The sequence below is a fragment of the Embleya sp. NPDC050154 genome (genome assembly GCF_044460165.1).
Taxonomy (GTDB): domain Bacteria; phylum Actinomycetota; class Actinomycetes; order Streptomycetales; family Streptomycetaceae; genus Embleya.
In genome coordinates, this window is sequence record NZ_JBITJP010000030.1 from 117,252 (window position 1) to 141,856 (window position 24,605).

The 24,605-nt window shown below is 69.7% G+C and carries 21 protein-coding genes; 12 read left to right on the forward strand and 9 right to left on the reverse strand.

Annotated elements, in window-relative coordinates; genetic code table 11:
• Positions 1-382: 382 nt before the first annotated feature.
• Together ACIBSV_RS42275 and ACIBSV_RS42280 are read left to right on the forward strand one after the other, a co-directional pair.
• Positions 383-1,072 (forward strand): SMI1/KNR4 family protein, encoded by a 690-nt coding sequence (locus tag ACIBSV_RS42275; protein ID WP_395872803.1) that lies wholly within the window; start codon positions 383-385, stop codon positions 1,070-1,072.
• 280 nt (positions 1,073-1,352) lie between these two features.
• Positions 1,353-1,802, forward strand: coding sequence for a hypothetical protein (locus tag ACIBSV_RS42280; protein WP_395872804.1), 450 nt, complete (start codon positions 1,353-1,355; stop codon positions 1,800-1,802).
• A gap of 95 nt (positions 1,803-1,897) precedes the next feature.
• Here the strand turns inward: ACIBSV_RS42280 and ACIBSV_RS42285 are convergent, their stop codons facing one another.
• A complete protein-coding gene (locus ACIBSV_RS42285) occupies positions 1,898-2,770 on the reverse strand; it encodes a Ku protein (RefSeq protein WP_395872805.1) in 873 nt (290 codons plus the stop codon).
• Between the two features lie 304 nt (positions 2,771-3,074).
• On the opposite strand from ACIBSV_RS42285, the gene ACIBSV_RS42290 reads away from it, so the two are divergent.
• Positions 3,075-3,731, forward strand: coding sequence for a hypothetical protein (locus ACIBSV_RS42290; protein WP_395872806.1), 657 nt, complete (start codon positions 3,075-3,077; stop codon positions 3,729-3,731).
• Positions 3,732-3,741: 10 nt separating this feature from the next.
• Positions 3,742-4,638, forward strand: coding sequence for a hypothetical protein (locus ACIBSV_RS42295; RefSeq protein WP_395872807.1), 897 nt, complete (start codon positions 3,742-3,744; stop codon positions 4,636-4,638).
• Positions 4,639-4,679: 41 nt separating this feature from the next.
• Here the strand turns inward: ACIBSV_RS42295 and ACIBSV_RS42300 are convergent, their stop codons facing one another.
• Together ACIBSV_RS42300 and ACIBSV_RS42305 are read right to left on the reverse strand one after the other, a co-directional pair.
• Positions 4,680-5,255 carry an Imm21 family immunity protein gene (locus ACIBSV_RS42300; protein WP_395872808.1) on the reverse strand — a complete coding sequence of 192 codons (576 nt, stop codon included), beginning with the start codon at positions 5,253-5,255 and terminating at the stop codon, positions 4,680-4,682.
• Between the two features lie 11 nt (positions 5,256-5,266).
• A complete protein-coding gene (locus ACIBSV_RS42305) occupies positions 5,267-6,820 on the reverse strand; it encodes a hypothetical protein (protein WP_395872809.1) in 1,554 nt (517 codons plus the stop codon).
• 2,579 nt (positions 6,821-9,399) lie between these two features.
• Here ACIBSV_RS42305 and ACIBSV_RS42310 point away from each other — a divergent pair.
• From ACIBSV_RS42310 to ACIBSV_RS42320, 3 genes are all read left to right on the forward strand, one after another.
• Entirely contained in the window at positions 9,400-9,735 is a 336-nt protein-coding gene (locus tag ACIBSV_RS42310) for a MerR family transcriptional regulator (RefSeq protein WP_395872810.1), read from the forward strand.
• 375 nt (positions 9,736-10,110) lie between these two features.
• Positions 10,111-10,683 carry an SMI1/KNR4 family protein gene (locus ACIBSV_RS42315; RefSeq protein ID WP_395872811.1) on the forward strand — a complete coding sequence of 191 codons (573 nt, stop codon included), beginning with the start codon at positions 10,111-10,113 and terminating at the stop codon, positions 10,681-10,683.
• A gap of 114 nt (positions 10,684-10,797) precedes the next feature.
• Positions 10,798-11,088 carry a hypothetical protein gene (locus ACIBSV_RS42320; RefSeq protein WP_395872812.1) on the forward strand — a complete coding sequence of 97 codons (291 nt, stop codon included), beginning with the start codon at positions 10,798-10,800 and terminating at the stop codon, positions 11,086-11,088.
• Between the two features lie 1,302 nt (positions 11,089-12,390).
• On the opposite strand, the gene ACIBSV_RS42325 is transcribed toward ACIBSV_RS42320, so the two are convergent.
• Positions 12,391-13,419, reverse strand: coding sequence for a LacI family DNA-binding transcriptional regulator (locus ACIBSV_RS42325; RefSeq protein ID WP_395872813.1), 1,029 nt, complete (start codon positions 13,417-13,419; stop codon positions 12,391-12,393).
• Between the two features lie 212 nt (positions 13,420-13,631).
• On the opposite strand from ACIBSV_RS42325, the gene ACIBSV_RS42330 reads away from it, so the two are divergent.
• From ACIBSV_RS42330 to ACIBSV_RS42345, 4 genes are read left to right on the forward strand one after another with little or no spacing between them, the layout of a single operon-like run.
• Complete coding sequence (locus ACIBSV_RS42330) at positions 13,632-14,561, forward strand: nitrilase family protein (protein WP_395872814.1); 930 nt, start codon at positions 13,632-13,634, stop codon at positions 14,559-14,561.
• 10 nt (positions 14,562-14,571) lie between these two features.
• The gene (locus tag ACIBSV_RS42335) at positions 14,572-15,798 is read left to right on the forward strand and encodes a hypothetical protein (RefSeq protein ID WP_395872815.1); all 1,227 of its coding nucleotides are present in this window, start codon (positions 14,572-14,574) and stop codon (positions 15,796-15,798) included.
• Positions 15,799-15,851: 53 nt separating this feature from the next.
• A complete protein-coding gene (locus ACIBSV_RS42340; RefSeq protein WP_395872816.1) occupies positions 15,852-17,261 on the forward strand; it encodes an amidase in 1,410 nt (469 codons plus the stop codon).
• Positions 17,262-17,304: 43 nt separating this feature from the next.
• Positions 17,305-18,333: an alpha/beta fold hydrolase gene (locus tag ACIBSV_RS42345; RefSeq protein ID WP_395872817.1), complete on the forward strand. Its 1,029-nt coding sequence runs from the start codon at positions 17,305-17,307 to the stop codon at positions 18,331-18,333.
• Between the two features lie 209 nt (positions 18,334-18,542).
• Here the strand turns inward: ACIBSV_RS42345 and ACIBSV_RS42350 are convergent, their stop codons facing one another.
• The 4 genes from ACIBSV_RS42350 to ACIBSV_RS42365 form a co-directional block, all read right to left on the reverse strand.
• Entirely contained in the window at positions 18,543-19,514 is a 972-nt protein-coding gene (locus ACIBSV_RS42350; RefSeq protein WP_395872818.1) for a phosphotransferase, read from the reverse strand.
• Between the two features lie 95 nt (positions 19,515-19,609).
• A complete protein-coding gene (locus tag ACIBSV_RS42355) occupies positions 19,610-20,626 on the reverse strand; it encodes an IS3 family transposase (RefSeq protein WP_395872833.1) in 1,017 nt (338 codons plus the stop codon).
• Positions 20,623-21,018 (reverse strand): hypothetical protein, encoded by a 396-nt coding sequence (locus tag ACIBSV_RS42360; RefSeq protein ID WP_395872819.1) that lies wholly within the window; start codon positions 21,016-21,018, stop codon positions 20,623-20,625. The genes ACIBSV_RS42355 and ACIBSV_RS42360 overlap by 4 nt, the downstream gene beginning before the upstream one ends.
• 174 nt (positions 21,019-21,192) lie before the next feature.
• The gene (locus ACIBSV_RS42365; protein WP_395872820.1) at positions 21,193-22,077 is read right to left on the reverse strand and encodes an IS5 family transposase; all 885 of its coding nucleotides are present in this window, start codon (positions 22,075-22,077) and stop codon (positions 21,193-21,195) included.
• A gap of 1,253 nt (positions 22,078-23,330) precedes the next feature.
• On the opposite strand from ACIBSV_RS42365, the gene ACIBSV_RS42370 reads away from it, so the two are divergent.
• On the forward strand, positions 23,331-24,095 hold the full coding sequence (locus tag ACIBSV_RS42370; RefSeq protein WP_395872821.1) for an asparagine synthase-related protein: 765 nt from the start codon (positions 23,331-23,333) through the stop codon (positions 24,093-24,095).
• 36 nt (positions 24,096-24,131) lie between these two features.
• Here ACIBSV_RS42370 and ACIBSV_RS42375 read toward each other — a convergent pair whose 3' ends face one another.
• Positions 24,132-24,557 (reverse strand): DEAD/DEAH box helicase family protein, encoded by a 426-nt coding sequence (locus tag ACIBSV_RS42375; RefSeq protein ID WP_395872822.1) that lies wholly within the window; start codon positions 24,555-24,557, stop codon positions 24,132-24,134.
• Between the last annotated feature and the right edge of the window lie 48 nt (positions 24,558-24,605).

The window sequence follows — 24,605 nt, forward strand, 5'->3', positions numbered from 1 at the left end:
CCGAACAACGATGTGGCGGCCACGTCGAACCCCACGTACACGAATGTCACCCCGACGCGTTCGGCGAGGCCTTTCAGCAGGTCGGCCGGGGCGTTCACTCCCACCACCCCGACGCACCGTCACGTGCGGGCCCACGGGCCGCCGGCCGTTACTGCGAGCTCAGTGGCTGTCGTTTCGGTTTTCGATGTCCGGTGCCGGAAGGAGGTGATCGAGCGAGCGGAAGTCGTCGTGGGTCCTGTCGCCGGGCGGTGAGTTGAGGATTCCGATGTAGACGGGTCCGCGTGTGGTTCGTGTCCGCAGCGCGGTCCACTGGTCGAGGTCGTGCTCGGCGTACGCACGGACCAGGACGGCGAGTCGAATCTCGTGGGCCGGGGTGAACCGCGTGGACGAGGGCGACGACGACGTGCTGATGGCGAAGTTGACCGCTCGCGCCTGGGATCCGGGGCGGCGTTTCGACACCGCCCGCGTCCCGACCGCCTGGATCCTCGAACACCACGGCCACGACCGCCTCACCCGCTCCGGCGATCGCGTCGTGTCCCGCGCGATGAACGGCACCGACCTCGAACTCCCCTCGCACACCGAGGAGGTGACCGCCTACTACGCCGACGCCCCTCGAGGCCCCCTGTTCCCACCCGCCACCGCGCACCAGGTCGACGAGGCGCAGTCCCTCCTCGGGCGACCCCTGCCCACACTCCTGCGCCGCCTCTACACCGAGATCGGCGACGGAGGCTTCGGACCCGACTCCGGACTCTCCTCCCTGCGCCGCGGCAACCGCGCCCCGGGACACGTGCACGACTGGCCCCACGCGATCCGCGACGACGCGGAACACCACCGCCACTGGGCACCACCCTCGTCATGGCTGCACCTGGCATACGGCGGCTGCTCCATGGAATGGCACCTGTCGTTGATCGCGGTGGACGACCCGGTACTCCTCTACGACGCCGACGGATGGGAGGGCGACTGGGGGCAGAACCCCCACGACGGGCTGCGCCACGCCATGCCGCTGCGCCGTTGGTTGTCGATCTGGGCGAACGGTGGTCAGGTGTGGGACGACGTCCTGGCCGACGACTGAACGTGGCGAGGGTGGTCGCGTGTGGGAGCGGCTTTCGGGTCGGGGAAGGGAGGTTCGGGGCGTGGAGGATGCGTGGGCCGTGCGGAGGGGGTGAAGTGGGATTTCGACCGTCCGCTCCGACTGCGCATCCCGGTACCGGGAGGGCTGACGAATCCGCCAAGCGGCTCCCGTGCCCGACGGGAAGTGGTGGCCTCCTTCGTGGCGGGGTGGTCGTGGTGGCGATGATGGTGCGGTCGTGAGCGTTGACGGGCAACGGTCGTGCTGTGGGGGAGGGTTCGGGGTGAGGTTCGAGTCGAGTGGGTTTCCGTTGGTGGTGCCGCAGTCGCCACTGCAGTTGTGGGCCTGGGACGCGAGTCATTCGAGGATGGTGTTCCGCCATCAGACGCAGTACGGGATCCGTTACGAGGACGACCGGGTCCTGGACGTGTGCTTTCGGGATGTGCGGAAGGCGATGATCGAGCCGTACGTTCCCGACGCTGTCGTGCGCCCGCTGGATGTTCCGCCGCCGGGTGAGGCGTCGGTGCCCGGACACCGTCGGGCGAGGTATTTCTCCGTCACGGGCACCAGTGCCCTGCACGGCGGCGCCGCCGATCACTGGGTCCTGTGCGGGAGCGTGATGTGGGCGTGGCTGGACATCGGGTGGGACGATCCCAGCCCGTTCACGAACGACGCGGTGATGGACTCCCTCGACACGGTCGCCTGGCGCCGCCGGGTCCACCCGCCCGCGTGAGGTCGCGAATCGGGTCGCCGCCCACGTCCGCGATACGGAGGGCCCCTTGACCGGCGCCCGGGTTCGACCGGTCCCGGCGGGGCGGGTGATCGGGTTCAGCCGGTCTTCTTGCGTGTTCGGGCCGCAGGGCCGTCCTTCCTCGTGCTGCCCGCGGTCTTGGACGCCGTGCGCTTCGCGGCCTTGGGGCGGTCCTTGGTGGCCGCCTCGACGCTGGCGGTGAGCGCGGACATCAGGTCGACGACGTTGTCCGCGGTCGCGGTGCGTTCGGTGGCCTCGTCGGAGTGGGCGCCGGCGGCCTTGGCCTCGACCAGGGCGTCCAGGGCGCGTTGATAGTCGTCGTGGACGTCGGCCAGGTCGAAGTCCTCGCTGAGGGTGTCCATGAGCGAGGCGGCCATCTTCAATTCCTGGGGGCGGATGGTCACCTCGCCCCGCGGGGCGATGCCCTCGGGGGCACGGAGCTCGTCCGGCCACAACATCGTCCGGAGGGTGAGGATGTCTCCTTGCACGCGGACCAGGGCCAGGCTCTCGCGGGTGGACAGGGTGATCTTGGTGACCGCCGCCCGGCCCTGTCCGGCGAGGGCCTCGCGGATGAGGACGTAGGGCTTGGTCGCGGTGGGGCCGGCGGGCCCGAGGTAGTAGGGCTTGGACAGGGCGAGCGGGTCGATGTCGGCCTCGTCGACGAACGCGAGCACGTCGACGATCTTCTTGCTGGGCAACGGCAGCTCGGCCATGTCCTCGTCCGTGAGCACGACCTGGCGCCCGTCCGAGGACTCGTAGGCCTTCGCGATCCCGGCGTACGGGACCTCCTCGCCATCCAGCTCGCAAACTCTCCGGTATCGGATTCGGCCGCCGTCGCTCTCATGAACCTGATGCGCCGCGGAGCGACTCTCCGAAACGGTTGCGGGGTACAACTCGACCGGGATGCTCACCAACCCGAACGAGATGGAGCCCTTCCATGTCGCCCGCATGCACACTCCTCGCCAAATGACACAAAATGACCGCTTTTCGATCGTATGGGATCAGTGCGGTGGTGACCAGGAACGCTTCGTCACCGACCGACGCCGGCGAGGGCGAGTCGGACACGCCCTCCGTCGCGAGACCGCGCCGGAGGCGGCCGGGCCGGGCCGGGGCCGGCGTGGCGGGGTCGAGCGGCGGTTGTCGGTGCGGCACCGTAGCGTCCGGTTTCGGTTCCCCGCTCCCGGGTGCGGGGTGGAGGATGTTCCCGTTCGGGAGGTGGGTGCGATTCCTGTCGTTGCTTCCGCGCGTGGTGTCGTGTTCGTCGACAATCACTCGCTGCACCTGGTCGCGGGGGAGAGGTTTCCCTGGGACTGGTCGTATTCCGTGGACACCACCGGTCTCGTCGAGGCTCGCGACGACGAGGTCCGCGTGAGCACCGGACTGGCGACGTGTGCGCGGATGCCGTTGACGGTGGAGGTCCACGACACGGACCCGGGCACACCCGCAGGCGAGTGGGACGACGTCGCGGAGACCTCGCTGACCGTGCACACCGACGACCTCCGCACCGTGGAGACCGGCGACGTCCCCTCCGTGCGCCTGCCCCTGGGCGCCGACGGGGCGGCCACCTACCGCGTCCGGGTCCACGCGCACGGACGCGACCTGGAATACGACGGCAGCGCCGGCGACCCGGCGGGCGAGCGCTACCTCGTCCAACTGTGGCCCGCTGCCCACGCCCCGGACCGCGTCGTGCGCCTGAGCGACGCCGCCCGGCACAGGCGGGACGCCGCGATCGCCCACGCCCGCAAACCCCTGCCACCCGTCCCGCTCCCGCCCGGGATTCCGCCCGATCGACCCATGACCGAACCCCGCCCGATGTCCACGCCCGCATCGGCCGGCGGGCAACGCCCCACAACCATGCGGGCCGAGCGACGACCCGCGGACGACGACCGACGGATTCCCCCCGACCGCTAGCCTGCGGTCCATGACTCTGGATGCCGAACTGAGCGCGTTGGCGGCCCAAAGGGACCTTCCCGCCGACCTGGTGTGGCGTTTGCTTCGACACCCGCAGGCCCGCCGCACGGTGGCGCTGCTGCGCCGGGACCTGACCGAGGCGATGATCGAGGAGATCATCGCGCTCGGCTCCATACGTTCCCTCTCGGTCAACGCCTCCGTCCCCGCCGACATCAGAGCCCGCCTGGCGGAGCACCCGGAGCCGATCGTCCGGTGCGGGATCGCCACCAGCGTCGCCGACGATCCGCCGGGACTGCCGGCCCGCCTGGCGGACGATCCGGATCCCTCCGTGCGGATGTTCCTCACGGGGAACGATCATCTGCCGCCGCAACTGCCGGCCCGCCTGGCCGCGGACCCGGAACCCCGTGTGCGCCGGCAGATCATCCACCACTGGCACGATGCCCCGGACCGGGTGCGTCGGGCCCTGATGACCGATCCCGACCCCCAAGTCCGCAGGGACAGTGTCCGGAACTACGCCCCGCCGGCGGACCTGCTGCCCGCCCTCCTCGCCGACCCCGAGACCCGCGCCGCCGCCGTCGAATTCGTGACCCCGTCGCCGGAGTTGGCCGCCGACCCCGATTCCGCCGTACGCGTGGCCGTCGCCGACCATCCTGACCTTCCCACGGACCTGCGCGACCAACTCGCGGAAGATCCGGACATGTTCGTCCGCAACGCGATCGCGGCCCGCCCGGACACCCCTCCGGCCCTGCGCGAGCGGATCGTGGCCACGCTGCATACCGACAACCCCGTCGCCGAGTGGGCCCTGAGGTACCGCCGCAACCCCAACGTCGGGGGCAAACCGTCACCGGCCCCGCCGATACTCACCCGGGAACAGGCGGAAGCACTCCTGGCCCGGGCCGACCTGTAGAGCGAACGAAGCATCCGCAGCGGCCGAGGCAGGCCCCGCTTTCAGGCTGCGGGCAGGAGCCGGACCACGCCCACCGACGCGTCGTCCCCATCCACGTATGCGGCACTCACGCGCCATCGACCGGCCTCGACCGGGACGGGCGCCTGCTCGGGAAGAGCGCCCCCGCCCGGATACCCGACGTCCAACGCGTCCCCGGCCATCACGGCGTCCATCAGCACTGCGGCCCCGTCCGTCTCCCACACGCCGCAGTCCTCCCACACGGTCGCCGAATCGGCGATGACGGCTTCCGCCATGGCAAGGAGTTCCGCTTCGGAGTCCGCCCCGACCCACCGCACGAACGCCCACAGGTCCGGCACGAAACAGCTGCTCGCCGGCTCATCGCCCAACACCAGCACCCGGGCACCGCCGGTTCCGACGGCGAGCACGCCGGCCAAACCCTCCACGTCACAGGCACGGTCGTAGTCCTCACGGACTCCCGTCCGACCCCACGACTGCGACGAGCCCGCCCAGTCCGCTCGCGCCGAGAGGGGGACCACGACCAGCGGACCGCCCGTCGACTCCACCCAACACAAGGAGCCGCGGACCGGGCCGAAAGGACCGGACGACACTTCATGCATGCGGTGATTCTTCACCAACGCGTCGAACCCCCATCCACCAGGTGCCCGACAGCCTCACGCACCGACTCGGCCCGGATTACCAGGGCCGCGGTGGCGGTAGCGAGTCGGATCGACCGGAGGGGGGTTGGAGGTCGGCGTAGGGGGTTGGCTCCCCGGCGCCGCAACGCAGGACGCCCGTGGTCGGGGCGGGGTGGGATGCGCGGTGGGGGCACCTCCACCACGACGCGGACGCCGTGCGGAAGCAGCAGGAGGAAGTCCATGCGTTCGCGGCCGAGGGCGCTGTCTTTGCCGCCGCGCTCCTTGCGTGTCTTGGGGTCCATGTGGAGGTAGACCTGCGGCAGCAGCGCCGGGTGGCCGGCCCCCGACTCGTTGATGGGGAACAGCTCGCAATAGGCGCGGAACACCGTTTGTTCCGGCGAGAGCCATTCCGGCCGCTTCGGATCCTTGTGCAGTGACGCTCGCAGCCGCTTGTACAGGGCACGACCGACGTCGTTGTCCGTCGTGCCCGCCGGGAGGGATTCCCGATCCCGCCACCAGGTGATCATCTCGCCCCAGGTCAGGCCGGACGCGCTCAGTGGCCGGCTGTACACGAGGCAGAACTGCTCGTTCCTCACCATCAGCATGTCGTTGTTGATGGCGTTGCCGAGTACGAACTCCGGCTTCGGCCCGTCCGCGGCGAAGATCAGGTTCTTCATGGCGCCCGGCACACCGGCGCCGATCGTGCGGGCGGCGAAGATCGGTGCGCCGCTGATGCTGTCCACTTCGACGAGTTCATAGCCGTCGTGCGACAGCGTCTCGTTGAAGAACGCATGAAGACGCACGACTTCGGCGGCATCGGGGCGCACGGCCGGGTGCAGCATCTCCGCCATGAAACGCAGGAGTGGTTCGTCGTCGGCCAGCCCGAACCGCGGGTCGCCCCAAATCCAGTCCTCGTCCCAGTCGTTGGGGTTGTTGACGCAGTGTTGCCAGACGTCCTGGGCGGCCGTGGTGAATCGCTCGTCGCGGCTGGGCAGGTTGTCCAGGTCGTACAGGCGGCTCAAGAACTGCGTCTCGTCGAGCGTCCCGCCCCACCACTGGCCCGCGAGGCCGTCGCGAAGCCGGCGGCGAGTGACATCGGTGATCCGGTTCTTGCGCCCTTGGCCCTGTCGAAGATGGGGATGGTATTCGTCCAAGCGGCGCAGGACGGGACCGAACACGCTGTCGAGGTAACTCCGGCGCGCGTGATAACTGCCCTCCATCCCTTGATCTTTCCAGTAGGTCCTGAAGCCCCTGAAGTCTCGGAAGGGCACGCCGAGGGCTATGCCAAGGCGTTTCAGCGCCGCGCCCAGGGTTCCGAGGAGAACTGCGATCTCCTCGTCGTCGAGAACCTCACCTCCGCCCGTGCCGAACGCCTCCAGTTCCCTCACTGCAAGCCTCGTCAGCTCGTGAGCCGCGTCCAGATCCGTCACCACGTGCAACGAGCCACCGCGAAGGCGCTCGACCCGCTCGACATCCAAACGGACCTTCGGGTGGCTGAACGACCCCGTGCCGACCTGCCGGGCAACGAGAAAGCGATGCTGGGTCACGCACCGATTATTCCCTGGGCACCACCTTCGGCGACGGGCCAAAAGACGAAGTCGTCGTCGGGGACGTCCATCCTTCGATCACCCGCGAAGTGTGCTTCGCTCCCAGCCCATTCCACCTCGCGATCGTGTGGTACGCCGTCGCCGCTCCCGCACGGGTCCGATTGGCCTGATGTGCCGTCAGGTGTGTCCGCCCGCAGGGGTAGATTGCGGTGCCTCGGAGACGAGCGGAAGGGCAGAACTGGCCCGGTGGCTGTGCCATGCTGCCCGGATGCGGATTGCGGTGGAAGTGAAGCCCGACTTCATCGAGAAGGTTGCGCGACGAACCGATCCGGTCGGGGCGATCGAAGAGCTGGTGTGGAACGGATTGGACGCCGGTGCCACGCAGGTGCACGCGGACCTCGAACTGCGCGTGGGGCGAAGCCGCTCTTCGCCGACGCGCTGCTCGGGTTCCTCGCCGCCGCGGACTGCACCCGCGAGGCGGCGACCGACGTCATTGCGGTCTGCCGGCCGCCGCGCCCGCGACTGCCCCCACCGCTCTTTCCGCCGCTCGACGTGCCCATGACGATCACCTCTACCGCCATCCTCCGACCACCCGACATGTTGTCTGCCTCGGGAGTGACAGTCGTTCTAGCCACGGTGAATTGTCAGTGCCAATCGGCGTCGAATCTGGCTGTTCACGCCAACGAGACAGTTAAAATCGGCCAATGCTCTCCGGGATGCCACGGTCCCGCCCCGTCGTGAAGGATCTTGGATCCGGGTCGACCCCGACTCGACGTGTCCGATCCGAAGGAGTATTCGTGACCACCGGCGAAACCGTACCCACCGCAGGCACTACCGAAGAGGGCGTCCGGGAGGTCCCGGCAGGGGTGATCCGGGTCGAGTAGCCGCCTTCCGTCACCGAGGCCCGCGACGCTCTGCTGCGGGCCATCGGCCGAGAAGCCCAGCACGTCGCGGACACCTCCCCGGGACAGGCGTCCAAGGCTTTGGGGGAACTCGCGCGCGCCTACGCCCTCGTGACCGCGCCCCCCATCGCCGTGAGGCAGCTGGGCTCCGGGGGCCCACGGCCCCGGTGGCGGGCTCATCATTCACGAGATGCCTGACCTGTCGCTTGCTTGGATGCAATGACCTGCTCGGGTACGGCGATCCAGCATGGGTCGCTGTCGTTCGACGATGTCGGTCTCGCCGGTTCCGAACTCCGTCGGGGTCGGCGCGCTTGACGGTGCGTGTGTCGGCGGGTGGCGCGTCGCGAGCCCCGAGCCCGTGACGATTTCGGGGCTCGCGCGGAAGGTGCTCTCGGTGGTGGGCCCGGCCCGGACGACCCACGGGTCGGGCCCACCACCGTGTGGGTGGACACCGAAATGTCGTGGGCTGGACATCCGGTTGAAGCTCCCTCAGACCGCTTGACGATCTATAGGAGCTTCACCTGGTCGCGGCGAAATGCGGACGTGGACCTTCGATGCGGGCCGTGGCCCGGCCGCTCCTGGGACCGCGGCGACGGCCCTGGAGGTCGACGCCGTCGCGCCCGCAGACCTCCCCTCAACTGCGGCCCCAACCCCCACCCGTCCGAGGGAAGTCGCGGAGCGGGCCGGTGCGACGGTGATGCTCAACTTGTCCGTCGGATTCCCGGATTCCGGGACCGTCGACGTTCGCTCCCGGCTGTCCGTTGCCGGCGCGGCCCGTGGTTCGTCCACCCCCGGCGGTGACGATCTCACCGCCGGTTTTCCATGGCCGCCAATGGGCGATTACCTCACTGTCGCTGATGCAAAAATCTGTTGTGGCTGGAGTAGACATTGGACGTTGGTGTGGTTATGGTTTCTGTCGTAGCCCAGAGAGACAGAAGGGCCTGGCAGAGACGAACTGCTGGCCGCAGTACCCGTAGTCGCAGTGGCAGGTGCAGGACGGTGCGCTTGTGGAGTCCCGAAGCCACGGTTGTCGCAGGACGGCGACGGGACTGACGGACGCACCGGGTGGTCGCAGTGACCAGGGCCGCCCTGAGCAATACCGCAGTTGACGCAGTGGCAGTACCGGCAAGTGCAATTCGCAGTACCCGCAGATGAGTAGGTGAGCGGTACCTCGGTGAAGGCGTCGGCTGCGGACGCGCGCACCGGGAGGTTCGGCAGTGGGGTTCCAAGCCAAGGCAGGGTGCAGGATGGGCGACGGGGCCGGCTGCCGAAGCGTGGCGCTGTCACAGGCCACCGAGGAGTACGAATCACCGGCAGTACGCAGAAGAGCAGTCGCAGTACGCAGTAACCGACAGAGCAGTACCGGCAGTACGCAGTACCCGTAGTGGCAGTACCCGCAGTACGCAGTAGATGTCACAGAGGAAACAACGAGGGAGTGGAAGCGCCATCGGGATCGCCCGGGCGGAAGTCTGGGCCCGGGTACCGCAGAGGACATCGTTAGTGAGGTGGTCTCCGGTCGAGCAACCGCGATCCCCGCACCCCCGACCGCGGTTCGGTCGGGCCCGCGGAAACAACAGGCCGGCGCAGTGTCAGGGCCGGCGGATGGTGTAGCAGTTCCTTCGGGGCCCTGGTGCCAACGGCACCAGGGCCCCTCCACGCGTTCCACAGAGAGGTGCGATGACAGCAGACAACCCCGGCCGTCTCGACGACGACCACTACCCCGCATACACCACGGGCCGGGCCGCCGAACTCCTCGGCACCACACCGAGTTTCCTGCGCGCCGTCGAACAAGCCCGGCTGATCACCCCGCAGCGCTCCGCGGGCGGACACCGCCGCTACTCCCGCCACCAACTGCGCATCGCCGCCCGCGCCCGGGAACTCGCCGACCACGGAACCTCCATCGAGGCCGCCTGCCGCATCGCCATCCTCGAGGGCAGGCTCGAGCAAGCCCACCGCGCCAACACCGAACACAGCCGCAACGCCGAACCGGCGAACCCCACGGCCGCGGCCTGAGAACGGCCGAGACCTGCAACTCGCGGGAGCCCGACGGCTTGCCGCCCGCACGTACCGCCCGGGGCGCACAGCGTTCCGGGCGACCGCACTCCCTCTGCGGCCACGGGGCCAAGAGCCCACGCGCGAGCACGCCCCTCGACCGCCCCGGCCCAAGAGATCCTCTTCCCTTGCCGGATCGGCGGAGTACCGTTCCCGGTCCGTTGATCTTGGGAAGTCCCCACACGTGGGTGATCCGGGAATTCTTGTGGACGGGGTTCGTGATTGACCCCTGACCGTCTGATCGATCCGAGTCCCCGAAAGACAGGCGCCACCGAGTCCTGTGGCCCCGGGGCGGGACCATGCGGGCGCGAGATGCCGCTCTGGCACTCTGCTCGCATGGACGACTTCGCCGGTACCCAGACACCGATCCGCCGCCTGACCGAACCCGCGGAGACGATCGCGGAGTTGGAACAGGCTGTGCCGGGCCTGGCCGCGCTGCGTCTGTCGGTGCCCGCAGACATCGACTGGCAGACCGCGGAGACCGAACTCGGTGCGGTCCTGCCGGCCGACTTCAAGCTCCTCCGCGAGCTCTACCCGCGCTTCGTGCTCGGCGATTTCCTCGGCATCGGCGGTCCGGGGCCCGGCCGGGAGAGCGCCTGGGTCCAAGGGGTGCGGGAAACCTTGCAAATCATCTCGGAATGGTGCGAGGAAGCGGACCTGGCCGTGCCGCTCCACCCGTACCCCGCACCCGGTGGTCTGCTTCCCTGGGCCGAGTCGAATCAGGGGGACTTCTTCCTGTGGACCACGAACCCGGCCGGGCCGCAGGCGTGGACGGTCACCGTCGCCTCGCGGAGCTCCGCGTGGTGGCACTACACCGGCGGGGCGGTTCAGTTCCTGGCTGACCTGGTCACCGGCGCGGTGGAACCGTGGGCTCTGCCGAAGGTCCGCCCTGATGTCGTGACTTGGTGAGCCCGCCTCGGGCCGCGAGGTCCGGTTCCGCCGACTCGGGCAAGTCCCGCGTCGTGAAGTGGGTCGACCAGGTTCCAAGTCGCAACACCTGCGGACCGTATGCCATCGCGGTCAATGACCAAGCGCACACAAGAATTCACCAACGACGAAGGCGTCACCTGCCGGGCCGTGATGACCGAAGAGGCCGCCGCCCGCCCCGACGAGGAACACCGCGCGATGTACCGCCGCCTCCTCGCCACCCACCGCCCACCCGACCCCGCGATGGAACCCATCAACTGCACCCTCAACACCACCCTGAACGCCTTCGTCCTCGAACGCCTCGAAGGACTCCACACCCCGGCCACCACGTCGGCCTCAACGACCTCGCACCCGGCCTGCTACGGCCGGACCTGGACCCCCAGTTGACGGCCACCATGGACCGACTGTTCGACCATCAGATCGAGATCATCGCCGACCGGATCCGGCGGGGCGAGACGTGACGACCTGTCCACGGGCCGCCGGCCTTCCCCCGCCGGCGCTCGTGAGACGCGGAGAAGGCGTCGATCGCACACGTATTCGACGCCTTTCCATCGTCTCCGTCGCGAAGGACAGTTCGCGCAGCCCCACCGACCGGACGCATTCCCATGTGTATCGGCGGTCGGTGAGACGATAGGCGGAATCTCGTGAGGAAAGGAGGCCCGCCGGTGTCGACTCCTTCGGATCCGTCGGGATCGGTCGCCCCGACCGGGGACACCCATCCGACGGCGTACGCGAATCCCTGGATCGCCCGCTCGCCGGTGCCCGAGGTCCACGTCCCGTACGCCGCGCCTTGGCCGGCACCGGCTCCCGCCGCGCTTGCGCAACCACAGCCGGGCGACGTGTCGCAGGCGTTCATCGACCGCACCACCGCCGCGGAGGCCGCCCGCGCCGCGCCGAAGCGCCCGGCACCGGCCGCCTCTTCTGCGGTGGACCCCAGGATCGCCATGCGCGACGGCGGTCTGGACGCGCGGCCGCCCGGGGCTCGGCCCCGCCCTCTCGGGCGGCGACGCGTGGTCGTCCCCCCGGCTGGTCGGCGAGCACCACGGCGGCCGAATCGAGGAGCGGCCCGGCACGACGATCGGAGCAATCCCGCGATGTGGGACGCGAACTGGGCGGCCCGGGCGCAGGCCTAAGCTAGCGACCCCGCCCCGATCCCCCAGACCTGTGTTCGTCATGTCCATCGCATGTCGAGTGCGTCCAGCGCGGCGATCCATTCGGCCGGGAGTTTCGGCCGCCGGGACCTGGTGGTCGCCCCGGCCGAGGGCGCGGCGGCCGGCGGCTCCGGGTCGCGCCGATGGCGCCGGGCGGCGGGGGATGGGTGGCGGCGGAGTCCGGTTCGGTGGCTGGCAGCCAGACGTCGTCGACCGGCTTGCCGTGTCCTGGCCGGCGCTTCGCCCGGTCCGACGGATACTCCGGGTGCACGCCGACTGTGTCGGCCAGGCTCCACGATTCCGCGATGCGCCGGTCGAGGTACCAGGCGGCCGGTCACCCCGAGGAGCCGCGGGGGATCGACATTCGTACGCCCCGATACGCGGGTTGGGCGTCGCGAGCGGCGGCCGGAGTGCCGTCCGGGCCCGGCCGCGAAACCGGCACCGGGCACCGGCTGCGGCGGTCGGCGACGCCGGATGGGGGATTGCCGCAAGCAAGCACCCGCCGGAGGTTGCGCCATCCGCGATCGTGCTCCGCGTATCAGCGGCGCGGACGGCAGGCAGTGGAGGCGCGGGCGGTCAGTACCGGGCGCAGGCGCTCCGACACGGGCTTCTCGCCCGCCAAGAGGCCGACGAGCAATTCCAGGGCGCGGCGCCCCATTTCGCTCGGTGACGAGTCGACGCTGGTGAGAGGGACGGGCAGTTCGGCGGCGAGCGCCGTGTCGTTGTAGCCCATGATCGCGATGTCTCGGCCCACCCGCAGGCCACGGTCGCGGGCCGCGCCCATGGCGCCGATGGCGGCGAAGTCGTTGACCGCGAAGAGCGCGGTCGGTGGACTCTCGCCCACGAGGAGCCTCTCGGCGGCCTCGCGGCCCGCGTGCGTGTCGAAGCCGCTGCGGGCGATCCGGCCGTCCGGCACGGGCACTCCGTCCTCGGCGCATCGCTCCAGGAATCCGGCGACGCGGTCGGTGGCGGTGCTGGCAAACGGCTCGCCGGCGATGATCCCGATCTCGCGATGTCCCAGGCCGAGCAGGTGATCCGCAGCCAGCCGGCCGCCCAGCCGGTCGTCGCAGGTGACCGCCGGATGGTCGGCGGAGTGTCGGTTCACCAGCACGAACGGCGTGCCTTCGGCGGCCAGCTCGGCGAGAAAGGCATCGTCGGACCGGGCGTCGCCGAAGATCAGGCCGTCGGTCCGGCGCGCCAGCAGCGTCTCGGTGCGCCGGCGGCGCGCCTCGGGCCGGTCGAGGGTGTTGACGGCGATGGTGGCCAGGCCATGGGCCGTGGCGGCTTCCTCGACGCCCTCGTGGATCGTGGCGAGAACCAGGTCGGACAGGCGTGGCACGAGGACGCCTATCAGATTGCTCCGCCGGGTCCGCAGCCCGGTGGCGTGCGGGTCCGGCCGGTAGCCCAGTTCGTCGGCGCGGCGGCGCACCCGTTCCGCGGTGGAGCTGGAGGCGGCTCGCGCCCCGGTGGGGACCGTGCCGTTCAGGATGCGCGAAACGGTCGAGACGTGCAGACCGAGTTCCTCCGCGATGGAGCGCAATGTGGCCGGTCGCTTACTCTCCGACATGGCAGTCCTTTCCCATCCCGGCCCCCCTTGACGGTGGTCCTGGTGCGCTTCATGATAGCCCAAACGATTGGCGCAAACGTTTGGGTAACGCGGGACGTTGCGACCCGTGATCGTTTCGGTCTTGTTCCTGCCGTTTCAGGTGCTATCCGTGAGCGAGTCAACAACCGCCCGGACCATCGAACGCTCCCCACCGGAAAGAGGCGACGACTGTCATGACCCAGCCACCCACGGAGGCCGTGCGCCCACCCGCCCCGGCCGACCGGCGGGTCAGTCCCGCCCGGATCGCCGTCGTCCAGTGTGACGCCCAGGTCGGACTCGGCAACCGCGAGGACAACGTCGCGCGAGGCCTGGCCCTGGCCGCTCGGGCAGCCGACGACGGCGCCACGCTGATCGTTCTGCCGGAACTGTGCGCCACCGGATACACGTTCGCCACCAGAGAAGAGGCGTACGCGCACGCCGAGGAGGTCCCGTCGGGCGGCACCGTCCGCGCGTGGGAGGTGTTCGCCCGCGAGCGCGGTGTCCACCTTGTCGCCGGCCTCGTGGAACGCGAAGGCGTTCGGCTGTACGACACGGCGGTCCTGGTCGGCCCGGACGGGTACGTCGGCCACTATCGCAAGACCCACCTGTGGAACATCGAGAAGCTCTGGTTCGCCCCCGGCGACCGCGGCTTCCCCGTGTTCGAGACCCCTATCGGCCGGATCGGCCTCCTGATCTGTTGGGACATCTGGTTCCCCGAGGTGCCTCGGCTGCTGGCCCTCCATGGCGCGGACATCATCTGCAGCGTCAACAACTGGGTCTGGACGCCGCCGCCGATCTTCGACGAGTCCGGCCGGTGCATGGCCGCCTACCTGACCATGACCGCCGCCCACGTCAACAACGTCGTCATCGCCGCCGCCAACAGGATCGGAACCGACCGTGACGCGCGTTTCCTGGGCTGTTCGCTCATCGCCGGCACCAACGGCTGGCCGATCGGCGAGGTCGCCGGACCGGACGAGGAACGCATCCTCACCGCCGACATCGACGTCGTCGCCTCCCGCGGCGCGCCCATCTGGAACCAGCTCAACGACCTGGTACGCGACCGCAGGACCGACCTGTACGACACGATGCTCGGCTACACGCTGAGCCCGGCCTTTCCGAGATGAGGAGGGTCGCGTGCCTCGCTCCACGATCGACGACCGGCACCTGCCGCGCCGCGCGTTCTCCGCGCCTACGCCGGCCGTAGTGGCCCTGGTGGCCGGTGTCATGGTCGGCATCTCGCTGGACGCCCTGGGGGAGTGGTTCCCGTCATCGCTTCCCGCGTACACAGACTGGGCCCTCGACTATCCCTCCCCGTCATGGCTGTTGTGGTGGGTCTTGGGCGACACCACCGAGGCCACCTTGTACAAGTCGGCACCCGGCGGACTGCTGATGATCGCCGGCGCCGCGTTCGCCCACTACGGCTCCCCCCGCCGCAGAGGCTTCCCGCTCGCGTGCGCCACCGACCTGTGGCCCTGGGTCGCGATCAGCGCCGGACTCGCCCTCCTGGCCAGCAACCTGGCGTGGGGCTGGACCCTCACCTCCTCGGGTCTGTGGCAACCCACCTTCGCCCCCTTCGTGTCCGTGCCGCCGGCCGTCGTCGTGATGTACGGACGCGGCTGGGCGGTGGCGGCGACGGGCGCCGCCCTGGGAGTGCTGCTGGTGACGCCTTTGTCCCTGCTCATGGTCAACGAGGTCAGCACGCCGTTGGACCTGTCCCCGATCGCCGGGAGCGTCACCGGCATGTGTCTCGGCGGCGCCCTCGCGTTCACCCTGTGCCGGCACCTGCCGTGGCTGGCAAGCCCTGCCGCCGGACCACGCGTCCCCCCACCGGAGACGTCCGCCGCCGGCACCGAGGAAACCGACACCGTGCGGCCTCGGGCGCAGCAGTCGACCTGGGTCGTCCGTCGGGTGCTCGCGGACTTCACCGAAGCCCACTTCTACGGCAACGAATGGGCCGGCGCGGGGCTGCTGCTCGGCACCATCGCCGCCTTCGCCGTCAACCCGGCCGCCGTGTCCTACGGCAGCGGCCTGTTTCCCGAACTCCTGGCCGCACAGCTCCTCGCCGGGGCCTGTGGAGTCGTCCTGTGGCGCCGGCGCTGGGCCCGATACGGCATGTACCCCACGTTCGTTCCGATCGTCTCGGTCACACCGGCCACCGTCCTGACCTACGGCGGATCACCGGCGTCGATCCTCGCGGGCGCTGCACTCGGCGCCGCCATCGCTCCGCCACTGGCCGACGCCGCCGCGCGCAGACTGCCCGCGCACATCCAGCCGATGGTCGCGTACACCGCCACGATGGCGGTCTGCACCGTGTCGATCGTCCCGATCCTCGGACTTCTCCCCGGCTTCCGGACCGTCTGAGGCCGACCGCCTGCGAGACCCACCCCGACCGCCCCCATCTCCGGGATCCCGCCATGACGCAGCACGCCTCCACCCTCGCGCGTACCACGCCACCCCCCGGCCCTTTCGCCGGCCGCACGATCCCCGAACTCGCCGCTGACCTCAGGTCCGGGCGCACCACTGCGGGAGAACTCGCCCACGCCGCGCTGCGGTGCATCGCCCGCACCGATCCGGACGTCAACGCCTTCGCGTTCGTGGACACCGAAGGCACGCTGGCGGCCGCGCTGACGGCCGACCGTGAACTCGCCGACGGCGTGGACCGCGGCCCCCTGCACGGACTGCCCGTCGGCATCAAGGACATGATCGACGTGGCCGGGCTGCCGACCACCGCCGGGTCGGCCCATCTCGCGGGTCGCGTCGCCCGCCACGACGCGACGTGCGTCCGGCGCCTGCGTGCCGCCGGTGCGGTGATCGTCGGCAAGACCACCACGCACGAGTTCGCGTACGGCCCCATGGGGGACCGTTCGATGCACGGTCCCACCCGCAACCCGCGCGACCTGACCCGCATGTCCGGCGGGTCGAGCGGCGGAAGCGCGGCCGCGGTCGCCGCCGGCCAGGTGGCGTACGCCCTGGGCACCGACACCGGTGGTTCGGTAAGAGTCCCCGCCGCGCTGTGCGGCGTAGCCGGTTTCAAGCCCGCTTATGGAGCCATACCCACCGACGGTGTTCTGCCCCTGGCCCGATCGCTCGACCACGTCGGCGTCCTGGCCGCCACCGCCGCCGACTGCCTGACCGTCCATCGGATCCTCGCCGCCACCACGACAAACGCAGACTCCCCGCTCCCGGGGCCCGTCACCACTCCCCGGGTCGCATGGCTGGAGTCCGCCGCCGAGCCCGCGGAGCGGGACCCGCGAGTCGTCGACGTCGTACGGCGAGCCCTGGAAGAGATCGGCATCCGTGCCCGACACGTCGACTGGACCTGGGCACCGACATGCCGTGACGCCTTCGCGGCGATCCAGGGCACCGAGGCATCGACCCTGCACGCCGCACGCATGAAACACGCGCCACGGCTGTTCGACGAGGAGGTCCTGGAGAGACTGCGCGCCGCGGCGACGGTGCCGAGGTGGGCGTACGAAGCCGCCTTCGCCACACGCGCGGTGGCCGCCCGCCACGCCGAGGACCTGCTCGACGGGCACGACCTCATCGCCATGCCGACCGTCCCGATCACCGCGCCACCACTGAACACACGCCGGCTGCACATCGGCGATCGGCCCTCGGGTGCCGTACGCGACGCCCTGCTCTCCCTCACCAGCACCTGGAACCTTCTGGGCCTGCCCGCCTTCAGCATCCCGGTGGGGACCGTCGACGGCCTGCCCGTGGCACTCCAACTGATCTGCCGCGCCGGACACGAGGCCACCGCCACCGCCGTGGCCGAACGTGTCGCGAGAAACCCGCTCCTCACACCCTCCGCCCACCTGCCCTGACTGCCTCACCGGCATCCCCTGCCCCGAAAGGACCCGCAACGTAATGCCCGGCACCAAGCAGCCCACCCTCGAACTCGCGAACTTCGCACTCGAGAGGGGCGGCCTACTCACCCCCGCCCGACTCGCCTACCAGACCCACGGCTCCCTCCTGCCCGACAAGTCCAACGCGGTTCTTTCCCCCACCTGGTTCGCCGGCGACCACACCGCCAACGAATGGCTCATCGGCCCGGGACGACCCCTGGACACCGACCGCTACTTCGTCATCGTCCCCAACCTGTTCGGCAACGGCGTCTCCTCGTCACCGTCGAACACCCCCGAGCCGAACGCCGCGGCCGACTTCCCCGACGTCACCGTGCGCGACAACGTCCGCGCCCAGTACCACCTGGTCCACGACCACTTCGGCATCGAACGCCTGCAACTGGTCGTGGGCTGCTCCATGGGGGCCTTGCAGACCTACCAGTGGGCGGTCTCGCACCCGGACATGGTCGCCCGCGCCCTGCCGTTCTGCGGCTCCCCGAAGACCGCACCGCACAACCGGGTGTTCATCGAGGGACTGAGGGCGGTCCTGACCGCCGCACCCGGCGCACGCGAAGACCGACACGCACCCGGCCACGCCGCGGCGCTGCGGGCGTTCGCCCGCGTGTACGCCGGCTGGGGATTCTCGCAGGCCTTCTACTGGAACGAACGGCACCGCGAACTCGGCTTCGCGTCCCTCGACGACTTCCTCACGGGTTTCTGGGAGGCCAACTTCGCCGGCCAGGACATCAACGACCTTTTGGCGATGCTGTGGACGTGGCAGCACGCGGACGTCGGCACGACCGAAGGCCACGACGGCGACGTCACCAAGGCGCTCGCCGCGATCACCGCTCGCGTGATCGCCCTCCCAGCGCAAAAGGACCTCTACTTCCCGCCCGAGGACGAGAAGTGGGCTTCCTCCCACATCACGAACGGAAGCGTCGAGGTGATCCCCGGCGAGTGGGGCCACCTCACCGGCGGCGGCGCCGACTCCGCGGGCGCCCGGTTCATCGGCGACGCGATCCGACGACTATTGGACGCCCCCGTCGCGAACTGAACCCCGCGAACGCGCGAACGCGCCCGCCCGGGCCCTTTCAGGCCCGGGCGGGCGGCCGAACGTGTCCGATCGGGTGGGCTATTCGGGACGGCGAGATGTACACGATCCTTCACCGGCTCAGCCTTCTCGGATACGTGAGCCGATGAGGATCCCCGACGCCCAGGCGAGCGTGGTCACAGCCAGAGACGGGTGCGCTGACAGTTGCCGGGTCAGCGCCTCGGCGCGGGGACCATGCCCCTCCGGCCAGGTTCCCTGAGGCAACAGGTCGTCGACGATGTACAGGCCCGACGGCGCGAGCAGGGCCAGTGCCTCGTCCAATCGCTCGAACTTCCCGATCCAGGCATCGGCGAAGATGACATCGAAACTGCTGCCGGCCACCTCGTCGAGCAGCCGAGCCGCATCACCGTGGACGATCCGCTCATCCGCTCATCCCCTCCCAGAGCTTGCTCGGCCACCGCACAGAGGCGGTCGTCGCTCTCGACAGTCAGCAGACTGCCGTCCCTGGACATTCCGCTCAACAGCCAAGCAGCGGAGGCCCCTGCCCCGGTGCCGAGTTCGAGGATGCGGGCGCTCGGCTTCGACGCCGCGAGAGTACGCAGCAATGATCCGGCGACCTTGGCGACCTGGGCCGGTTCGAGAGGCTCTCGCCCCCACACCTGCACGACGGCGGCGTTGACAAGCGCCGTGACCGACGCCGCCAAGGCCCACAGACCGCTTTCCTGTTCGCTCGCGGACATCTTGGCCAACTTCGCCAGACCCGCCTCGATACGCAGGGGTGCACTGGTTGCCTTCAATTCCCTTTCATAGCCGATGAAGCGATCGAAGTCGGCCTCGATCGACGACGCCGCGTCCGGGCGGAGATTCGCGGCCCTCTCCTTGATCTCCGCCAGTTGGGAAGGGGCGTAGTCGAACTCGGCACAATGCTGGGCCAACCCGCGCGTGATCGGGCCCCACTGGGCCAGATCGCAGTCGATGACGAACGTCTCGCCGCGGGAACGCAGGATGTTCTCGGGATGCAGGTCGTTGTGCACCATGCCGAAGGGTACGGATTGCCATGGCTGCCGGTGACTCGCAAACGACAGCGCGCCACGCGGAATGCCGAGCAGGGGGTACCGATCCGCATACTGCCCGGCGCGCACGCTGTCTGACCGCAAACTGTGCCTGGCGAGCTGTTGCGCCATGTACGCACCGGTGTTCCCGTCCGGCGCCCAGTTGTCGGGCAGCGCCAGACCGCTTCCGCGCGGAAGATTTCAAGTCCAATGAGACGTCCGTGACGCTATGAACTGTGCGGTTCGGTTTCCCTGCGTTTGGTGGGGTCGTTGATCCACGCGGTGGTGGGGATCTCGGGGGGTGTGGGGCGTCGTCCGAAGCGTTCGGGGTGGGCGGTGTATGCCCGGGCGAGGGTGACGGCGCGTTGGTCGCGGACCTGCCCGGCGGTGCCGAAGTGCACGGACGCGGGCGTGTGGTAGCCGATCCCGGAGTGTCGGTGCTCGTGGTTGTAGTAGGCGATGAACGCCTCGAACCACTCGCGGGCGTGCGCGAGCGAGTCGAAGGAGCCCGGGAAGTCGCCCGTGTACTTGATGGTCTTGAAGTTCGCCTCGCTGTAGGGGTTGTCGTTGGAGACCCTCGGCCGGGAATGGCTCCGGACGACCCCGAGGTCGAGCAGGAGTTGGGAGACCTTCCTCGAGGTCATCGACGTGCCGCGGTCGGCGTGGACGGTCTCGGGGACCAGGCCGTTGCGCTCGATGGCGTCCGCGACGAATTCCCTTGCTCGTTCGGCCGATTCGGCCCGCTCCACGGTGTGGCCGACCACGTATCGGCTGAAGATGTCGATGATCACGTAGGCGTGGAACCACACGCCCTTGGCCGGACCCCTCACTTTGGTGATGTCCCGGGTGAACACCTGCGAAGGGGCGTGGGCCACGAGTCCGGGCACGGTTTTGGCGGGGTGGGTGGCCTGGCGGCGGCGTTCACCGGCCTGGCCGGCCGCGCGCAGGATGCGATACATCGTGGAGATCGAGCAGTGATGGCGGCCGGCGTCCAACTCGCGGGCCCAGATTTGCGCGGGCGGCAGTTCCGCGTACTCGCCGGTGTTCATCAACTCCAGGATCGCGGCGCGTTCGTCCGCGTCGAGCGCCGAGGCAGGCGCGGAGCGGGGCTTTCGAGGCATCGGGGCAACCGGGTGGAGGTGGCGGTGGTGGGTTGCGCGGGAGCGGCCGATCAGTCGGCAGGCGGTCACGATCCCGATGTGCGGGGCCAACTCGTTGACGATCAGGGTCAGTTGGTGGTTCAGGGTGTGTTTCGGTCCTCGCTCTCGGAGAGCATCTCCAAGAGCTTGACCCCTTTTCCCAGGATCTCCAGCGCGGCGTCGCGCTTGGCCACCTCCTTCCCCAGACGCTCGACCTTGCGCCGGAGCTTCTCGCTCTCGGCTTCGGCCGCGGGCTTCTTCGGTCGGGCGGGGCTCGTGCGTCGGTCGGTGAGTTTCGCGAGGGCGCCGGCGTCGCGCGCGGCCCGCCATTCCTGGATGTGGGAGTGATACAGGCGCTCGCGTCGCAGGATCGCGCCGCGTCCGGCGGCATCCGGGGCGCCGTCGTACTCGGTGACGATCCGGAGCTTGTACTCCGGGGAGAAGGTGCGGCGCTTGGGCTTGGAAGCCGGGTCGCCGCCGGGATTCCGGCTGGTCATGAAGGTGGTGCTCCTGTCGTGCCCTCTCAGGCTAACCCGGATTTATCGGGCGTCTCACCACACACTGACAGAGAGGGGCGCGTCATGCGACCGAAGTCGTTCATGACGATCTCCGGCATGTCCTCGACGAGCCACTGTGGCCGAGCGCCTGAGAAAGTGTTGGGCAACCCGGGGCTATTGACGTTCGGTGTCCTCGGCGAGGCGTCGTGCGGCCTCGGTCTCGATGGGGCCGCGGGGCGTGATTTCCTCGCCCGCGAGACGGGCCGCCATCAGTCGGATCATGGCGACCTTGATCATGGCCTCGGCGTGCGCCGCCTTGCGTTCGTAGTCCCTTGCCAACCTTCTGCACCGCCCCAACCAGGAGAACGTCCGCTCCACCACCCACCTGCGCGGCAGGACGTGGAAGCCCTTCAGGTCCGCGTTCCGCGGCACGACCTCCAGTCTGACGCCCGCGTTCTCCTCCGCCCATCCGATCAGCCCGTCGTCGACCGAATTGACGTATCCACCGTCCACCCACACCAGTCCCACCAGGGGAAACGTCTTCGACAGACCGGCGAGGACGAGCTTGGCTCCGGCCCGGTCCTGCACGTTCGCCGCATGTACGACCGCCTTCAACAACAGCCCGCACGTGTCCACGAGGATGTGCCGCTTGCGGCCGCGGGTGCGCTTGCCCATGTCGAAACCGATAGCCTCGCCGCCCTGGTGACCGTGCGCGGTCTGCGCGTCGAGCACGGCCGCCGACGGCTGCGGATCACGGCCGTCGGCGATCCGCACCCGGTCCCGCAACGCGTCGTGGACCCGATTCCACGTCCCGTCCGCCGCCCACGCCCGAAACCACCGATACGCCGCGTCCCACGGCACCAGGTCGCGCGGCATCATCCGCCACGCACACCCCGACACCAGGACGTACAGGATGCTGTCGACGACCAACCGACGCGGGAATTTCAGCCGCCGACCGCCTCGGGCGGGGTCGCGAACCGGCAACAACGGCTCGATCACGGCCCATTGACGATCCGTCAACGACGAGTCGTAGGCAGGTTTGCAGACACACACGCACATGCCCGCGATCGTGAATCACCGCCGTCGGACGCCACCCACGAACTACACAACAGACCGAAATCGATCAGTTGCCCAACACTTTCTGAGGGGCTGAGGATGCGTGTCGGTCACACCTGCGACGATCATCCAGTTTCCGCCGTCGTGCAACAGCGGAGGCACCCGTTCGGACTGCGAGCCCATGGTCCTGAGGATGTCGGCCGGCCGCCACAAACGCTGCTTGATGCGAGGTTGTCTCGCGCTGGCCGAGGTCCATGGGTTGCGTTCCTCGCGCAGGTACACGGGTCCGCCTCGAGTGTCGATGCGCCAGACCGAACTCTGGGCACCGGCACTCATTCGTTTGCCGACGGTGGAGCGTTCCCTGTGCAGGGACAGGGCTTCCTCCGCTGACATGGTTCGGCGCATGACCGCTTCTTCGATGGCCCGCGGGCACGGTCGAGGGTGCCGCGAGTGATGAACCGTCGTCGAGGGATCGAGCGACGAGTGCGGCTTCGAGTTCGACGGTGCCGCGGTGGCAGCGGCCGACCCCGGCCGGTGTGGTGTGAACTCGCGGTGGGCGAGCCAATTCCGGCCCGGATTGGGCTACTTGCCAAGCTACGCGGTGGCAAGGAGGGTACTCAGGATCCGTGATCATCGAAAGTTCGAGAGGTCTCCCTCGAGCCGTGGTGGACGTGAGCGAGGGAATACCGGAGCCGCGCGGCGCCGTGGCTTCGGGATCGGCGGCCGGCTGGTGACAGGCCGACAGCCAGGCCCCAAACCCTGATGACACCCATATTCGGCGCCTTGCGCACCGCACTTCGACAGGGCCACCGTCATGGCGGTGCGGCTGGGCAGCGGTACCCGCGACTGCGGGCCGACCCAATCCCTCGATGGAGACGTGAGGGTCCCTCGCTCCGTGATGCACCTTCGAACCGGTGCGTGGCTGTGTGGTCGGGTGAGGCGGCCCGGTGATGTCCGCGTGTGCGCCACCGGCCGGTGAGATACAACCGGTCGTCCAGACCGGGTGTTTTCGGCTCGTCCGAATGGCGGCGGATTCGCGGAGCGTTGACACGCAGGAACGGCGGACTCGGGGCGCACATGCCTCGCTGAGGAGCCCGCGTCGGGCGAGCGCGTCGACCAGGGCGTGCACGTCGTGCTCGACGATGTCGGGGGGTGCCTCGCCGGTGTCGCCGATCCGCGCGGCGATCACGGTGGTGTCGACGCCGGCGGCGAGGCCAGCCAGGACGCGTCCGGCGGTCGAACGGGACGGGGTGCGCATGGTCGCCGTGGGCGAGTGCACCGCCGACCAACACGAACTGGGTTCCGCGGCAGGCGCGTTCGCGCGGGGGGACGTGCGGGCACCGACGGGGTTGCCGGGATCGATGTGGGTGTTGGCGCGTCGCGAGCGCGAGACGTGGGTGTACGAGGACCTCGCCGGTGTCCGGCCCGTGTACGTCGCCCACACTCCGCGCGGCGTGGTGTGGGCGTCGCGGATGACGCCGCCGGCGGCCCTGACGGGTGCGGCGGTGGACTGGACGGCGTTGGTCGCGGAGATGAGCGTCGGCGGCGTGGACAGCCCGGACCGGCCCGGCTTCGCGGGGATCCGCCAGGTCCGATCCGGGCGGGCCCTGGTCCTGGACGGCGACGGCGCGTGGAGGGAGCGGGACGTGCGTGGCCCCCACGAAGATGTTTCGCTGGCCGAGGCCGCCGCGCTGCTGCGCCCGGCCCTGACGGATGCCGTCCGCCGACGCCTGGCCGCGGGCCGGGGCCCGGTGTGGAGTGCGGACGTGTCCGGCGGCCTGGACTCGGGAACGATCGGCGCCCTGGCCGCCGACGAGGAACACGGTGGCGACGTGGTCGGGTGTGTCTACCACGACACCCACACCCCCGCCGTCGACCTTGCCGGCGCCCGATCGATCGCCGCCCGTTTCCCGCGCCTGGACCTGCGGGTGACGTTCGGTGGCGCGGGCACCGTGCACTACACCGGCCTGGACGGCACGCTGCCGTTGCCGGTGACGGATCGGCCCGCGTTCTCGATCTGATGCAGGCCATGGACCGCGCCTACCTGGCGCCCGCCGTCACGGCAGGATGCACCGACCACCTGATCGGCGTCGGCGGTGACGAGGTCCTCGACGCCCTGGGTTGAGGAACACCAGGTCGCCTGTCTTCAGGTCGAGGAGGGCGGCGCCGTGTTGGTACACGACGTGCGGCGCGGTGGCCTCGCTGTAGGCGCTGTTGCCGGGCGGTTCCCGCACCCGGGGTGTGGCGGTGAGGTAGAGGCGTCGTGTGGCGGAGAGTCGGGTGTCGTCGTGGACGGCGGCCCATTCCTTCCCGGTGGATCCGGTGGTGCGGTGGGCCTCGTCGACGATCACGAGGTCGAAACCGGCCAGGGCCGGGCCGTGCGCGCCTTGGTGGGCGGTCAGGACGGCGCCGAGCGACTGGTAGGTGGCAGATGGCCACCAGCCTGCGACCACAACGGCGGGTGTCCCAATGACCGTTGACACGAGGCCCGGGGTGGGCCGGGCAAGGCCGCAGCCCCGCAATCGTGGTGA